Origin of the sequence: Microcoleus sp. S28C3 (assembly GCF_036700785.1) — a bacterium.
Classification (GTDB): Bacteria; Cyanobacteriota; Cyanobacteriia; order Cyanobacteriales; family Microcoleaceae; genus Microcoleus; species Microcoleus asticus.
Window position 1 is genome coordinate 34,096 of the sequence record NZ_JAUBPO010000026.1, and the last position, 15,952, is coordinate 50,047.

Annotated in this window: 10 protein-coding genes and 1 pseudogene; 6 read left to right on the forward strand and 5 right to left on the reverse strand. The window is 44.5% G+C overall.

What is annotated here, in order from left to right; translation table 11 throughout:
- Positions 1–203: 203 nt before the first annotated feature.
- Complete coding sequence (locus QUA13_RS10230; RefSeq protein ID WP_333198216.1) at positions 204–2,591, reverse strand: GAF domain-containing protein; 2,388 nt, start codon at positions 2,589–2,591, stop codon at positions 204–206.
- Between the two features lie 507 nt (positions 2,592–3,098).
- On the opposite strand from QUA13_RS10230, the gene QUA13_RS10235 reads away from it, so the two are divergent.
- The 6 genes and pseudogenes from QUA13_RS10235 to QUA13_RS10260 all read left to right on the forward strand — a co-directional run bounded on the left by QUA13_RS10235 (position 3,099) and on the right by QUA13_RS10260 (position 8,039).
- Entirely contained in the window at positions 3,099–3,878 is a 780-nt protein-coding gene (locus tag QUA13_RS10235; RefSeq protein WP_333198217.1) for a calcium-binding protein, read from the forward strand.
- 414 nt (positions 3,879–4,292) lie between these two features.
- Complete coding sequence (locus QUA13_RS10240) at positions 4,293–4,427, forward strand: hypothetical protein (RefSeq protein WP_333198218.1); 135 nt, start codon at positions 4,293–4,295, stop codon at positions 4,425–4,427.
- 343 nt (positions 4,428–4,770) lie between these two features.
- Positions 4,771–4,959 carry an NB-ARC domain-containing protein gene (locus tag QUA13_RS10245; protein WP_333198219.1) on the forward strand — a complete coding sequence of 63 codons (189 nt, stop codon included), beginning with the start codon at positions 4,771–4,773 and terminating at the stop codon, positions 4,957–4,959.
- 353 nt (positions 4,960–5,312) lie between these two features.
- Entirely contained in the window at positions 5,313–5,663 is a 351-nt protein-coding gene (locus QUA13_RS10250; RefSeq protein ID WP_333198220.1) for a hypothetical protein, read from the forward strand.
- Positions 5,664–5,831: 168 nt separating this feature from the next.
- Positions 5,832–7,271 carry a signal recognition particle protein gene (gene ffh, locus QUA13_RS10255; protein ID WP_333198221.1) on the forward strand — a complete coding sequence of 480 codons (1,440 nt, stop codon included), beginning with the start codon at positions 5,832–5,834 and terminating at the stop codon, positions 7,269–7,271.
- A gap of 186 nt (positions 7,272–7,457) precedes the next feature.
- Positions 7,458–8,039: pseudogene (locus QUA13_RS10260) on the forward strand (Uma2 family endonuclease).
- 107 nt (positions 8,040–8,146) lie between these two features.
- On the opposite strand, the gene QUA13_RS10265 reads toward QUA13_RS10260, so the two are convergent.
- From QUA13_RS10265 to QUA13_RS10280, 4 genes are all read right to left on the reverse strand, one after another.
- Positions 8,147–10,051: an EAL domain-containing protein gene (locus QUA13_RS10265; protein WP_333198222.1), complete on the reverse strand. Its 1,905-nt coding sequence runs from the start codon at positions 10,049–10,051 to the stop codon at positions 8,147–8,149.
- Position 10,052: 1 nt separating this feature from the next.
- Positions 10,053–12,851: an ATP-binding protein gene (locus tag QUA13_RS10270; protein WP_333198223.1), complete on the reverse strand. Its 2,799-nt coding sequence runs from the start codon at positions 12,849–12,851 to the stop codon at positions 10,053–10,055.
- Between the two features lie 1,013 nt (positions 12,852–13,864).
- Positions 13,865–15,061, reverse strand: a complete 1,197-nt coding sequence (gene lptC, locus QUA13_RS10275) for an LPS export ABC transporter periplasmic protein LptC (RefSeq protein ID WP_333198224.1) — start codon at positions 15,059–15,061, stop codon at positions 13,865–13,867.
- Between the two features lie 204 nt (positions 15,062–15,265).
- A complete protein-coding gene (locus QUA13_RS10280) occupies positions 15,266–15,871 on the reverse strand; it encodes a LabA-like NYN domain-containing protein (RefSeq protein WP_096831201.1) in 606 nt (201 codons plus the stop codon).
- Between the last annotated feature and the right edge of the window lie 81 nt (positions 15,872–15,952).

Below are 15,952 nucleotides of genomic sequence, written 5' to 3' on the forward strand. Positions count from 1 at the left end.
CAAAATTACACCGAAGATACACTAAGTGACAACGCGGCAGTGTTCGCGGGTGTAAACAAAAATCTTAAATGTAATATCGGTCGTGTGAGTCCAGAATGATTTCGCTCCGCCCTTTTTAAGGATTGAAGCGATCGCACTCCGCTTAAAATAGGAGGGGATGGGAGCGATCGCACTCCGTCTTAAACAGGCAATTGAGCGCGTTCTCAATCGGTAACAACCGTAACTTCACAGATAGTAGAAAGTGATTCTGGTTCCGGCAAAATACGCACGCGGGCAAATTTCAAACCGTTGACTCCTTGTTGTGATTCTACCATGCCCGTCTGAATTTTTTGTTCTACCCAACCTTCGCGAGACAAGTAGCGCAAGTATTGTTGGTACTCTTCCCATTCGTCTTCGGTTGAATAAACTACCGTTAACATTCCTGGCTGGGTAATCCGTTCTTGTGCGTCTTTGTCAACGGCTTTTTCGATCCGCTTTTTCACGAGTTCGTAGCGGATGTCGCGAGTGCCTTTTACGTCAAACATTTTTTCGGTGTTTTCGTTGTGAAAAATGTCGATTGTGGTATTCTGCACTAAGACTAAATGTGTTAGTTCCATGTTAATTTGAGACTCGGCTTGCAATCGAAAAACTGCTCGGGCACAGTCGCAAATTGCTCGCAGTTGTTCGTACCGCAAACTGTGCAGGTGAAACGGGCTGAATTTGGGGTCGATCGATTTTCCTGCATAAATCATGTGATCGATGCCGTCGGTGCATTCGATGTCACAGTAGTGGGGGAGAATTTGCTGCATTTTTTCTTGCCAGCGGGCCCAGATTTCTTGGAGTTTGGTGCTGATTAGGTTTAGCATTTGGTCGTAGCGGGTACGATCGCTGTAAACGCAGTTGTGTTCGTTTTCACAGGCTGCTCGGTAAGCTTCAACTGCTGCCTGAACCCTGGGGGCACACTGCACAAAATAGTCAAAATATACTTCTAAACGGTTGTTTAAATATTCGGTTGCTCGCACCTCCATATCGACTGTTACTTTTTGTTTTAAATGCTGGATGTAGTCGAGCAAATCGAGCCGCAGTTGCTCGCCCAGGTGGGTAGTTTGTGTTTCGCAAACGGCATCGGCTACGACTAAACCTAAGCGGAATTGTTCGAGCAAATCAGTTTGAATGGCTCGGTTTCTTTCGTCGCTAGAACCGCGAATGTCCGAAATTCCGTACAGCGGATAAACGTCAGCAAATACGATTGTATCTGGGGGCAGTCCCCAACTTCGCCTTTCTGCTTCTTGGGCGAACCGCCACTCGACTGCGGGGTGGATGTTGTGAATGTGGGTAAACCGCTCTTGGATGGCTTGCCGCAGGGCTGCAATGAAGGCGGGAATGAGTTCTTGGGCGTGTTGAGCGTCAATGCCGTTGAAGTGGTTGGGCCGATCGCACAACAGCCCCACGACACCCAAAATCCGCTGCCCGCACCCCTCGCGGGTGACGGATTTGACTACCAGGGGCACGAGCAACATCGATCGAGTCCCCCTTTTGCGCAAAGTTCGATCGCACTCGGTTTCGCAGTCCCTGCGCAAGTCTGGCACGTTCCAAACTTGATTTGCTGCTGTGGCCTTCAAAAAGTGAGAAGCTTCTAGCGAGTGCATTGAATAAAGAATCGGCTGCAAATGTTGGCCGTCTTTTGCAACTAATAGCTGTACCTGATCGCCGTCGGGCCGCAGCAGCAAAGTGCCGTCAGCATTGAAGAGCGATCGCAAACACCGATCGATTTTCTCAAATTTGTCTGGCCCCAGCATCGAATCTCGATCGATCAATAACTGAGTCAGCCGCCGAATTTGCTCCTGCACGGTGACATCAAAACCTTCTAGTAGCAGCAAACCTTCTACGCGGTAATTATCCAAGTGCAATCGATCGGCTAAATTTTCTAGTTGATTCGGCTGCATCAGCCAAGCTTCCCGTTCCGCAACAGGCATTAATCTTAAAGAAATATCCGCAAATTCATCTATTTTTGAGTCAATTCGAGTAATTTTTAACTGTTCCGAACCCAGCCAAAACTCAATAAATCTGGGTTCTCGGCGTTTGGGGTTTTTTACACTCGCCGTGACGGGTTCGTCTAGCACCCGCAAACCGTCGATGTCAATTTGATAATATTGCTTAAATACCCAGTGCAAAAGGTGGTTGCGGTACAATTGTTCTGCTGTTTTGCCGCCCCAATCCTCGAACAGTTCCAGCAGAGTGATGTCAGTTTCTGCAAACCAACCGTTGGTAGATTGAGTTGCCAAGGACGTTCCCTCCCAACCGGCCAAGCGACAAAATGCCGCGTTAGCATAACGCAGGGCAAAAGTTCCCGGTTCCATTACTGCGATTAAAACGCGGCGGTCGCCGAGAAATTGAAACAGTCGCTTTAAATCTTGTTTCCACGTTTTCAAGCATTCAATTTCAGCAGGTTGGCTGGGTACTTGACCCGCCAAAGCTTCCAGTAGCTGTTCTATACTTGGTTCGCTCGGCAGATTGTTACTGTCTTGCTCTGTTGGGGTGATATCTGTCGCTGGCAGTGATTTTACGGAGTTGTTGTTGTTTTGATGGGCAGACGATTTAGGAGTAGACATGAGTAAAACACCTGAAAGCAGTGGATTTTGCCAAAAAAAGTCAGCGATCGGCGATTATGGCTTTGTAAAGAGCTTAGATCCTGTTTGTAAAGTTTGTGTGTGGGTATGGAAAACTGGGTGTTTTCTCGGACGATGGGCCCCTGGGGCTTTGACTTTTTTCCACAAACAACCTCTCAGCCTCGACGTTATAGGTGATATTAACGTGTTTACCGCGTGGGGGGTAACACCCATTATAAGCGGTAGATACTAGCGGATAGTGTCAGCAACTAATGCTATTTGACTCAGAGGTGAGATATATAGCAGCTTTGGGTTGAATGAGGCACAGCCCTGGTAATTGGTAATTGGTAATTGGTAATTGATAATTGGTAATTGGTAATTGGCAAGCAGGTGACAAGTCACTAATCTAGTAAATAAAAATTGGCAAACAATCCAAATAAACTTGCTATTTCGCAATCCAAGAATTAAAATATATAATACAGCTAACAGCATTTGTGAAAGGACATAGTTATGGCTTTAACGACTAACAATCTCATCGGGGATTTGACTGGATTTCCTGTATTTGCGGGCGGGGGACCGCGTTTTTTGGGATTCGCTACATCCGATGAAATTGACGTAGAGGATGGAACTTTGTCGTCTTTTCCCTGGGGAGTTTGGGGACTCGACGGCAACGATACCATAGGAGGTTCGTCGGATTCCAACGAACGGCTGTTAGGAAATAACGGCAATGATGTTATCGGCGGTGGTGGCGGAAATGACATAATTTACGGCGGTAAAGATAACGATCGCCTGGATGGAAATGATGGCAACGACGTAGTTAGGGGCGACGCCGGAAATGACATTATCTTTGGAGGGTTCGGGAACGATATCCTGCGGGGAGGGCAAGGAGACGACGATTTAGACGGCAATGAAGGCAACGATTTTTTAGCTGGCGATCGGGGAGTTGACGTGCTCACGGGGCGAGCCGGTGCTGACATATTTGTGCTCAGAAGCAACGAAGGATTTGGAGTCAATGGAGCCGATATCATTACAGATTTTAGGTTTGACGATGGCGATCGCATCGGTTTGACTGACGGTTTAACAGAAATAGACCTTTTCTTTGAAAACGACAATCTAATCGCTTACGAAAACGACGGATTTGTAAATGATATGGTGATTCGCAACCGAAGAGACGGACTGATTTTGGGAGTAGTTTTGAATGTGGATAACTTTGAACTTGTCGGTGCATTTGAACAGGCAAGTCCATTTGCTTTGGCAATTAATGGTTCTCAATTCCAGTTTTTGGCTTAGTTATTTGTAGGGAATTAGAGGGGCGATATACCTAGTTCCGGGTAGGGGACACGGCAGTGCCGTGTCCCTACATATCGCGGACAATCTATCTCTAAGCAACCGTACTTTGCAGAATTGATATTAAAACAGTTATCCCTTTAGATATTCATTTACATTCCCGCACGCAGAAACCGAGTTTGGTGGGGAAAATACTGCGTTGAAGCATTAACTGGAGCTATAATTTTTGTTTGGGAAAATGCCTATCAAGGTCGAAAAAAAAGCTTTGAAAGTGTTTCTGGAGGCAGTGCGAGGTTGTTAACCTAGAACATCTACAACTAAAGTAGGGCATAGTAATGCTGGCAATGGCGGAAATATACGAAATGTACGAAATGTCAAGTATAATGAATTGCGTAAACTCCAGCTTCTCCCTAATCTATGGATATTGCTAAAGTTTTAACACTGGCAGATGAGCTAATTTTTGCTAAGACGGGAAAGCATTTAGATTACCTGCAAGAAGCTATTCTGCGGGGAACGTTACAAGACACAACTTACACGCAAATTGCTCAATAAGTTTACTCAAGTCCAAGTCATGTCAGAAATGTCGGTTTACAACTAACTTTGGAAGATACTTTCTAAAGAATAGAAAAAAGATATTACTAAAACAAATTTTAGAGCTGTATTAGAGAAGGGTATAGTTTATAATTATCAATCAACTATTGTTGAAAATATAACAGGTGAGAATGTAACAGTTAATAAAAACCTTAACGTTTGTCGTGAAAAAGCCCGATCGCCCACTTCACCCCAAAACCCCCAACAAATAGCAAAACAGCCGCGCATCGACTTAGGTGACGTACCCGAAATCTCGAAATTTTTCGATCGCACATCCGAACTCACCACGCTCAAACAATGGATTTTGGAAAACCGCACCCGTCTCATCAGCATCTTAGGATTAAGCGGAAGTGGCAAAAGTGCGATCGCACTCCAACTAATCCAACACATTCAATATGAATTTGACTGTATTATCTGGCGAAGCCTCCGCAACGCGCCACCCCTCCAAACCCTCCAAACCGACATAATTAAATTCCTATCGCAGCAGCAATAAACTGAATTACCATATTATTTAATCAACTATTTGCGTTCCTACCGCTGTCCGATCGTAATCGATGACGTGCAAACAATCTTTAGCAGCGGACAACTAGCAGAAACTATCAACCAGGCTATGAAAATTATGGCACTTTCTTCAAACAAATAGCAGAATCATGTCACAACAGTTGCTTAGTTTTGCTCAGTTGGGAAAAACCAAGAGAAATTGCATCATTAGAAGGCGATCGCAAAAGTTGTCAAACATTGCAACTCAATGGTTTAGGCGAACCAGCACGATAAATATTCACAGAAAAAGGTCGAGCTGAATCTCAAAAAAGCTCAGACTTGATCGAGCTTGACCGAGGAAATCCCTTGTGGTTAAACATAGTATCTGCTGCAATTAAAGACTTATTTAGCGGCAATATTTCTGAATTTTTATCCTATGATAGCCTAGTTTTTGGAGACTTAGAATATTTGTTTCACAAACATTTTCAGCGCTTGTCAGACTCCGAAAAACAAGTAATGCCCTGGTTGGCAAATCAAATGAAAGCAGTCGAAATCTCCAAAAAACCAGCCCTTCTGGAATTATCCCCTTCAGAATTCCTCAAAGCCGTCGAATCCTTGAGACGGAGGTTATTAATTGAAAAAGTCGAAAATGGCGATCGCACCATCTTCACACTTCAACCAGCGATCGCAGAATACATAAAAACTCACATCTTATAGCAGTTTTAAGAACAGGCAAGATGCCTGTTCCACAACACATGAATAATTTGCTTGTGGGGTGGGCTTCTAGCCCGCCCTGAAAGGATTATTGAAAAATTAGCAAAACATTAATCCAAACAGCCCCATTTAGCCCTAAAATAAAAAAGACTGACTAGCCTACATTGCCCTATGTTTGAAGCCCTCGCCGATCGACTCGAATCCACCTGGAAAAAACTGCGCGGACAAAATAAAATCTCCGAGTCCAACATCCAAGACGCGCTCAAAGAAGTCCGCCGCGCCCTCCTGGAAGCCGATGTCAACCTCCAAGTAGTCAAAAACTTCATCGGAGAGGTCGCAGCCAAAGCACAAGGCGCAGAAGTCGTTTCAGGCGTCCGTCCCGACCAACAATTCATCAAAATCGTCCACGACGAACTCGTGCGCGTCATGGGGGAGACCAACGTACCCCTCGCCACAGCCGAATCCGGGCCCACAGTTATCCTGATGGCGGGTTTGCAAGGAACAGGGAAAACCACCGCTACCGCCAAACTAGCGCTGCACCTCCGCAAACAAAATCGTACCGCACTGCTAGTCGCAACCGACATTTATCGACCTGCGGCGATCGATCAATTGCTCACACTCGGCAAACAAATCGACGTACCAGTATTTGAATTAGGCAAAGACATTGACCCCGTAGAAATTGCCCGCCAAGGCATCGAACACGGCAAACAAATCGGCATTGATACCATCATCGTCGATACAGCAGGCCGCCTGCAAATCGACCAAGACATGATGGCAGAATTGGCCCGCATCAAACAAACAGTACAACCACACGAAACGCTGTTAGTTGTTGATGCCATGACCGGCCAAGAAGCAGCAAATTTAACCCGCACCTTTCACGAACAAATTGGCATTACCGGCGCAATCTTAACCAAATTAGACGGCGACAGCCGCGGCGGTGCAGCCTTATCCGTCCGGCAAATATCCGGCGCGCCGATTAAATTTGTCGGCGTCGGCGAAAAAGTGGAAGCCTTGCAACCATTTTATCCCGATCGCATGGCATCGAGAATACTCGGCATGGGCGATGTCTTGACGCTAGTAGAAAAAGCGCAAGAAGAATTCGACATCGCCGACGCCGAAAAAATGCAAGAGAAAATGCTCACGGCAAAGTTTGACTTTACCGACTTTCTCAAGCAGACCAGACTGTTAAAAAATATGGGTTCCCTCGGCGGCATCATGAAAATGATTCCGGGGATGAACAAACTCTCAGACGAACAAATGCGGCAGGGAGAAGTGCAGCTAAAACGCACCGAAGCCATGATTAATTCGATGACAGTTGAAGAACGCCGGAACCCCGAACTTTTAGCAAGTTCTCCATCCCGCCGCCGCCGCATCGGCAAAGGCGCGGGCTACGCTGAAAACGACGTAACTAAGCTGGTGAGCGACTTCCAGAAAATGCGCACCATGATGCAGCAAATGAGTCAAGGCAACTTCGCCGGAATGCCCGGAATGCCCGGAATGCCCGGAATGGGCGGCCCCGGAATGCAGCCCGGTGCCCGCGGCTATATGGGTGCCCAGCAGAAGAAGAAAAAGAAAAAAGATAAGCCCAAGAAAGGTTTCGGACAGTTGTAAAAAGTGGGGGCGGGTTTCACCAACAATAATTGCCTAAAACCGATAATCTTGTAAACCTGCCCCCACCCAGTCCGAGATTCCTTTATTAGTATTGGTGGAATATGTAAGAACTATCAAACTTTAACTCTTTTCTTGTTGCCAGTTTCTACCTGAAAAAAGCCTGCTACTCAACCAGAAACCCTATCTATAAAATTGCCAAATTCGATCGGGCTTCTTGTCAGTAGCGAGCAATTCGAGGCCCTAGCATTGGCAAATCCGGACTTGAGATTAGAGAGAACCCCAGAAGGAGAATTAATAGTGAATCCACCTAGAGTAGGAGAATCAGGTCAGAGAAACCTTAGTATCAGTACGCAACTAGGCAACTGGTGCGAAACACACTAAGATTTAGGAGAAGGCTTTGACTCTTCTACTGGATTCATCCTCCCCAACGGTGCTCGCCTTTCTCCCGATGTTTCCTGGGTGAGTCGAACTCGCTGGGAAGCCTTGACACCAAAACAGCGCAAAGGCTTTGTTACCCTGTGTCCCGACTTTGTAGTAGAATTGCGATCGGCATTCGATAGTCTCTCCACCCTTCAAACTAAGATGCGGGAATATACGGATAACGGCGCCAGATTGGGCTGGTAGATCGATCGGCAAAACAGGCAGGTAGAGATTTATCGACACCAAGCAGAAGTAGAAATATTAATCAATCCTGCCGAGTTATCTGGGAAAGACGTATTGCCAGGATTTGTGTTGAATTTAAGGCAAGTAATGATTATTTTGGGGTAGGGAAATGGCATTGCCGTGTCCTCCGCTACAGTTTTTTTAACTTTTGAAAAATAGACGCATTTTGGCGATCGATCTGTTTACCGAAAATTCCTTTTCAACGAGGTAAACTAGATGTGATGCCAGCTTAATAGCCCTACTTTTCGGCCTAATAGTTCGGTTGCCTTGAAGCTGTCTACAGCTTTAGAAAATAAATATCCTTGCCCCAACTCACACCCCAACTCTCGCAGTTTCTGTAGCTGTGTTGGCGTTTCTATACCTTCTGCCACGATATCCATACCTCGGCTGCGAGCCAGCGTCACGATCGTCTGAATAATTTCTACGCCACTGTTGTCTGCCCCAATGCGGCTGACAAAAGAGCGGTCAATCTTTAAAGTATCAATGGGAAACTCGTGTAAGCGGCTTAAAGAAGAGTAGCCAGTGCCAAAGTCGTCGATACACAACAGAATGCCTAGAGCTTTTAGCTGCTTCAACATCTTTTCTTCCCTGGATACTGTTTCTAAAATGCAACTTTCAGTAATCTCTAGTTTGAGAGAGTAGCTTGGAATTCTAGTCTGCTGCAAAAGCTCCTCAATTCGATTGAGTAGGTTTACTTGCTTGAGCTGCACGGCGGAAAGATTGACATTAATCGCCAAGGGAGGTGTTTGGGGAAACTGTTGCTGCCAAATACTCATCTGGTGACAAGCTTCCTGCAAAACCCACCACCCCAGTTCATTGATCAAACCAGTTTCTTCCGCCACAGGGATAAACTCGGCAGGCGGGTAGATCTTACCAGATGGGTGATACCAGCGCACCAAAGCTTCAAAGCCACTGAGTTGCCCCGTACAAAGCGAGACAATTGGCTGGTAGTGAAGGCAAAATTCTTGTAGCGCGATCGCCCTTCTCAAGTCATTCTCCAACTGCAAGCGCGTCATAGCAACAGTTTGCATCGCTGGATCGAAAACTTCGTAACGCCCTCTGCCTTCAGCTTTAGCATAATACATTGCGATATCCGCATCTCTGAGCACGTCTTCTGGGCGATCGTAACCCATTGTGCTCAGAATAATCCCAATGCTGACCTGAGTAAATACTTCATAATCATTCAAATTAAACGGCTGCCTTAATTGGTTTTGGATGCGTTCGGCCACCCTGATTGGTTCATCAAGATCTTTAATATCTTCTAGCAATAGCACAAATTCATCTCCTCCAAACCGCGCAACTACATCTGTGTGGCGTAAAGAAGCTTGCAGTTGACGAGCAACGCTTTTTAGTAATTCATCCCCAACCAAATGTCCGAGGCTATCATTTACAACTTTAAAGCGATCGAGGTCAATAAATAGCACCGCATATAAATAATCTTTACGTCTGTACGACAAATCGATCGCCTGTTGCAGCCGATTCATAAACCAAGCACGGTTGGGCAAATCCGTTAGAGCGTCGTGAAAAGCATCATGTCCTAATTTTTCTTCCCTTTGCAACAACAGAACTTGAGCCTGTTTAAGCTCGTTGCAGGCTTGTCTAAGTTCAGCCGTTTGAGAAGCCACCCGTTCCTCTAATTCAAAAGTGAGTTTCTGCAAGGCGGCTTCCGCCTCTTTTCGGGCTTCAATTTCCTCTTTGAGAAGCACATTTTGCTCTTCCAGGGTCTTGGTCAAATTTCGCAGTCTCAGGTGTAGTTGCACGCGGGCTAGGACTTCCTCTTGCTGAAAGGGTTTGGTGATATAATCTACTGCCCCCATTGACAGGCCTTTAACCTTATCCACGCGATCGGTAAGACATGTCATAAAAATCACAGGGATATCTTTCGTTGCCACCGATGCTTTTAAGCGGTAGCAGGTTTCAAACCCATCTATCCCCGGCATCATCACATCTAACAATATGATATTTGGCGAAACTTCTTGTAGCTTTTCAATAGCACTTTCCCCATCCTTAGCAACTAAAACTTTGAAGCCTGACTCCTTAAAAAAATCGAACAGAAGTTTGAGGTTATTCGGGTGATCGTCAACAATTAAAATTACATTGTCTTTTGGGGTAAGCATTTTATTTTCCAAAATGTGTTTTTACAAAAGCTAGTATTTCTTTTTCTTCAAAATTTTTGGCAAATTGCAATAGTTTGTTAGCAAAGGGTAGATAGTTGCCGTGTATCTGCTTGAGTCTATTGGCTTCCTGCTCCACAGCTTCAATATCGCCGATTCGAGCCGCATTAAATAGCGCTACAAGCTCTGTTGATGGCGGTATCACCAGCTCACCACTTTGAACATTTAATAAATTAGTGAAACCTTCCTGCTGTTCGTTCGCCAAATCAGCAGGTTGCTCGTAAATCCATTCTATTTGCAAATAAATCTTTAATACTTCTAGCAATTCTTCTACTTGGATAGGCTTTGACAGGAACTCGTTACAACCTGCTTCTTGGCTATTTTGCCGATCGAAGTTAAACACGCTAGCGCTGGATGCTATCAATATTACATCTTTAAACTCTGATGATTTCCGAAAGCGCCGGGACATTTCCAATCCATCCATTCCTGGCATCACTAAGTCTGTAATAATCAGATCTGGTTGAAAATCAGTGGCTTTATCTAAACCGTCTTGTCCATTACAAGCTTCCATGATTTTAAAACCTAGTGGTTCTAAAAGATTCTTAATAAAACCTCGATTTTCGCATCGATCGTCTACTAGCAAAATTTTATTTTTATTTCCTTTGAAACCCCTTAAATTGGTTGAATTATTAATCGAACGTTGAGCAATATATTTGGATGATTCAGTCAACTCTAAATCAAGGTAAAAAGTGCTGCCTTTATCGAGTCTACTTTCGACTTTTATTTCGCCTCCCATCATTTGAACAATTTTCTGTGCGATGGCTAATCCTAACCCGGTGCCTTCAGCCTTCTGCTGGCTATTTCCGACTTGCTCAAACGGTAAAAATATTTTTTCTAACTGTTCTGGTGCCATCCCAACCCCAGTATCTTCGATATAAAAACGAATTTTAGTAAGTGGTGATTGGTCGGAGTCTTCCCCGTTACCTATTACACCTACCTTAAAAATAACAGCTCCTTTTTCTGTAAATTTAATAGCATTGCTCAAAAGGTTAATCAAAACTTGGCGCAGTCGTTTTTCATCAGCATTGACAGCGTTAGGAAGTTGATTTAATACTTGATAATTAAATATAATTTCTTTTTGTTCAGCTCGGATGCGGCAGATTTCTACAACCTCGATCAGAAAAGAAGGAAAATTAAAAGTTGAACTGTAAAGTTCCATTTTACTGGCTTCAATTTTAGAAATGTCTAAAATATCGTTAATCAGGGTGAGCAAGTGCGAACCACAATGGTGAATAATTTGGATAGCATCTTTTTGTTGAGGAGTGGTACTTTTATCGCGTTCCATAATTTGAGCGTATCCTAGAATCCCGTTCAGGGGGGTGCGGAGTTCATGGCTCATGTTGGCGAGAAACTGGCTTTTGGCGTGGTTAGCAGTATCAGCGGCAACTTTTGCATCTTTTAGCTCACTTGTCCGTTCTTCTACTCGATTTTCTAACTCTGAGTTAGTATTTTCTAAAGCAGCAAAAGATTCGCGCAATTGCTGTGCCATTTGGTTAAAAGATTGAGCGAGAATTCCCAGTTCATCTATGCCATTTACCTCTACTTCTTGGTCTAATTGACCGCTAGCGATCGCTCTACTTGCTTTACTTAAACGAAAAATAGGATGGGTAATCCAGCGGGAGGCGAAGATTCCTAACAACGTCGCTAGCACTAACGCTAAAATGCAGAGTAGGACTGTGCTGCGGGTATTGGCATTGATTTGCTCCATAAAATCGGCTTCTGGAACGACTACAACAATCAGCCAATCAAGACCTCGACCATCTTGGAATGGGGATACTTGCACGAATTCCCGCTGGCCATTTAGGATGAAGTCTAGTTGCTGGTTGCTGTCAATTTCGTTGAAGTTTCCAAAGCGTTCTATTAAATGCTTCGCTGTACCCTGGATCAAAGGTACGCTGCTTTCAATCGCTTTTAATCTTTGCGTTTTTTTGCTATTTTTGGTGTTAATAAATGGCTTCTCAGCGGTGGAAGAAGCCACTAGCAAGCCAGAGCGTTCTATGATGAAAGTCTTTCCGGATTTCCCAATTTTTAAACTTTGGAGAAAGTCGCCAATTTTTGAGAGAAATAGATCGGTACTTACAACTCCTAGAAAAGTGCCATTTTTGTCGTAAACAGGTTGGCTAGCGGAGATTCCTAGGCTAGGTTGAATAAAATATTGATAAATTTTATTCCATTGGGGTTTGCCTGCAACTTTTGCGGCTTTATACCAGCCTCGAATGCGGGGGTCGTAGTCTGGGTGGGTTTCCTTAAACTGAGTCGGGTTGCCCTCTCTATCTACGCTGACGATCGTATCGATAAAATTAGTAGAGCGATCGGTTATTTCAATAACAACAGTGCCATCATCCTTATATCCAGCACCTGCAAATTCTTTTTTTTCTCCTCCAAAACTGATGTAATTAACGGTGGAAAATTGCTTGAGCTGCCAGAAAAAGTAACTTCTCATCGAACCCATATTGTCTGGATTCCACAACCCAAAGCGGCGAATGGCATCGACGCTGATGGCATTGACCAAGTGGGGCGTTTCCAAGTAAGTGTTTAGTTGTTGGTTGATGCGGGCGAGTACCTCCGTTCGTAATTGGCTAGTAACGTTGTTGACGGCAGTTTTGCCGTTGTGTAGCGAGAACCAACCTGTCAGTCCCACAGCGGCAAAGATTTGCAGGACAAATGGTACGACTAAGACGAGGCGCAGCGGGATTTTTTGAGGGCTTTTTACAAGTTCATGCTCACTTGCGATTAGTGTCATGGCGGAGTCATTTTAGTATGTGGATTGTTTCAATAACAACAGTCGCTCACTGTTGCTTATTTAAAGTTAGTTCTAGGGAAATTATTGATTCCCTCTCTCTTTAAAGCCAATTGATTTCATAATATCTTATTGTTGAATAACTGGAGTGAAATGAGCAGCTAATACTGGTACAGTTGACAAATTTATGAAAAAAAAAACAGCTACCCCATTTAAGACTGAAGTTCCCTAAATCTCAAACGCGGTATATTTTGCTTGGGGTGGCAGTGTGAGCCTACGTGCAGATTGCATTGATATTGAGTACACCTCCATTCACTTGTAGGTCTTGACCTCAATCCTAATTGATCTAAGCATACAATTATAGTCAGGGCTTACGCACGATACGGCCTGAAACCCACCTCCCCCCTGCTGCCCTTAAAAAGAGGGGAACGGCTTGAAAAACTGGTACTTGAAAGCCTACTTGGGAAGGGGCTTTGGGGTATCTATGCGTAAGTCCTAAGCTTACGCCAGCTTAATTGCGGTTTTAAACGGGATCGGTGGCCCGTCCCACAAGGATTCTAAAACTGAGGAAATGGCAAACTAGATGCACAATAGCTTAATAGTCTATAGTGCATAGTATCTAAATCAACCCTAAACTCAACAGTGCCATGAGTTCAGGTTGAATCAGATGCAAAACATAAAAAGATTTGACTGCACGGGCGATCGCCGGAAACATAGGGGGCTGAGCGAGATAGCGTTGAAATCCGCTGTTTGGCAGTTTCGTTTTTTCTTCCAGGCATACGTCTAATCTCCCACACCCCATCTAAAAACGACAGCCGCACCCCGGGAGGTGAGAGAAGCAGTTCAACAGCTTTAAACTCTCTCCAACTTAATCCGTCAATTAAGATAGGTTCATCAAGCCTTTCTACAGTTGTTTCTAAATTGTTGTCATCCCAACCTCTCCTTACTCAATCTCATCTTAATTAGATCTGCGTTTATTGGCGCTCATCTGCCTGCACCTGCGATCGCAATTTTATCTACTTCCCCAAAGTTCCCTTGTACTCGTCCGGTACAAATTCCGTAACTACTTGACCGCCGCCACCGTCGCCTTTGACAATCACAGTTTGATTTTTCAACTCTCCCGCCGCCCTCGGCCCAGTCAAATTAAACACCGGATTGAGTTGCTTGTAAACCACATTTCCTTCGGCGTCGAAAGTCTGGTTAGTTAAATACCACGTTACTCGATCGGTATTTAATTGAGCTTGACGTTTTTCCCCGATTCCTACCACATTTCCCGTCAAATAAAAGATTTTTTTCTCTAAATCTCCCCGCCCCGTATCCCCAGTCATCGTCACCTTTTCCACGCGGTGAAAAACTTTCACAGGCCCGGGCGATATCACAGATTGCGCCGGAAAATTCCAACTCATCAAACTGCTTTCTATTTGCAGCGGCGGGTCTGATGGCATCAACTGAGCATTTTTCGTCAGCGTCGCAATCTTGGTTTTTAAGTCTACATCTACTTGGTCGGCAAAACCGCTGTCTGTGACTTTTTTATCTTTGTATTTGTCAATTTGAGTCGGTTTGTCGCTGTTTACCTTTTGTTGTTCCACAAACCACACTAAGTGCTCGGTTCGCAATTGCAAAGCCGGATCTTTAACATTCGCCACCACAGAGCCGAATAACTCCATCCTCTTAGCCCTACTGAAAACCCGCGCTTCCTTCGCTGAAGCCGTCACCTGTTTGTTCTCTCCCGTCAAATTGTTGCGAACAACTAAGACATCTTCCTTCGGCCGCCACTCCAACTCATTTCCCCGCAATACCACTCCATTTTTAAGGTCAGTAGCGACTATGTTACCTTTGAGAAAAACTTGATTTCCTTCCTGAAATACCTGCCCCGTTTCTCCCTGAATGTCGTAAATTTCTTTGCCGTCCTGAAACAATTTGCCCACAGGCTTCTGAATGTTAACTATCTTTTTGTCTTTGCTGTAAACGGCATTTTGCGAGTTTACTTTCCAGAACGTCTCGCCCTTTTCGTTTGCTTGCTCTAGAGTTACTTTGTTCAAAGTTAAAGTGCTGTTTGACTGTTGAGCAGTTTTGAGATCCTCAGCTAATTTGTTCTTTTGAGTTTCTTGCGGAACCCCACAAGCACCAACCCCCAAAATCAGTGCTGCTAAAAATAGCAGCATCAATTTTGGGGATTTGAGATTTGGGATTTGGGATTTGAGATTAATCATTGGCAAATGGGAATTGGTAATAGGTAATTGGGAATTGGTAATAGGTAATAGGTAATTAATAATTGGGTATTGAAAAACAATTAATCAAAAATTAAAAATGTGTCATGTTTTGTCTAAATTTTTAACTTTTAATTCTCAATGATTTAACCCATTCACCATCACCCATTACCCGTTACTCATTACCCATTACCCATTACGAAATCCCTATCTGTCGTCGTGTTCGTCCATCAAGCTCAGACCCGACAAAGGGCGGTAAGCATAATTAGGGCGCGATGTTTTTTGGATGTCGTCCTTAATCATTTCTAAATCGATATAGCGATCGGCTACATTAATCAAACTGTCGCTCGTCATCGATCGCAAACTCACCACCTCAACCCGCACACCGCGATAGCTCACAGCGTCTACAGCATAAGCCAAATCGCCGTCACCGCTGACCAGAACCGCCGTATCGTAAGACCCCACTAAAGCCATCATATCCACAGCGATTTCTACATCTAAATTCGCCTTCTTAGAACCGTCCGGCAACTGTACCAAATCCTTAGAAATAACCCGGTAGCCGTTGCGGCGCATCCACAGCAAAAATCCTTGCTGTTTTTCGTTAGTGCGATCGACACCCGTGTAGAAAAAAGAGCGCAGCAGCCGCGAACCCGCAGTTAAACGGCACAGCAGCTTAGTGTAATCAATCTCAATTCCTAACTGCAAAGCCGCGTAAAAAAGGTTAGAGCCGTCAATAAAAATTGCTACTCGACCCCGATTTTCTAGCACCTGTTCCGGCGTAAAAAGGTCATTGCTTTCTATTCTATTCAACATGATTCTTATGCCTCAATTTTTATGAAAGATTGGTAAGGAAATAACTGCTAATTCGTAGTCTGTCATAGCGCCTCAAGCGCT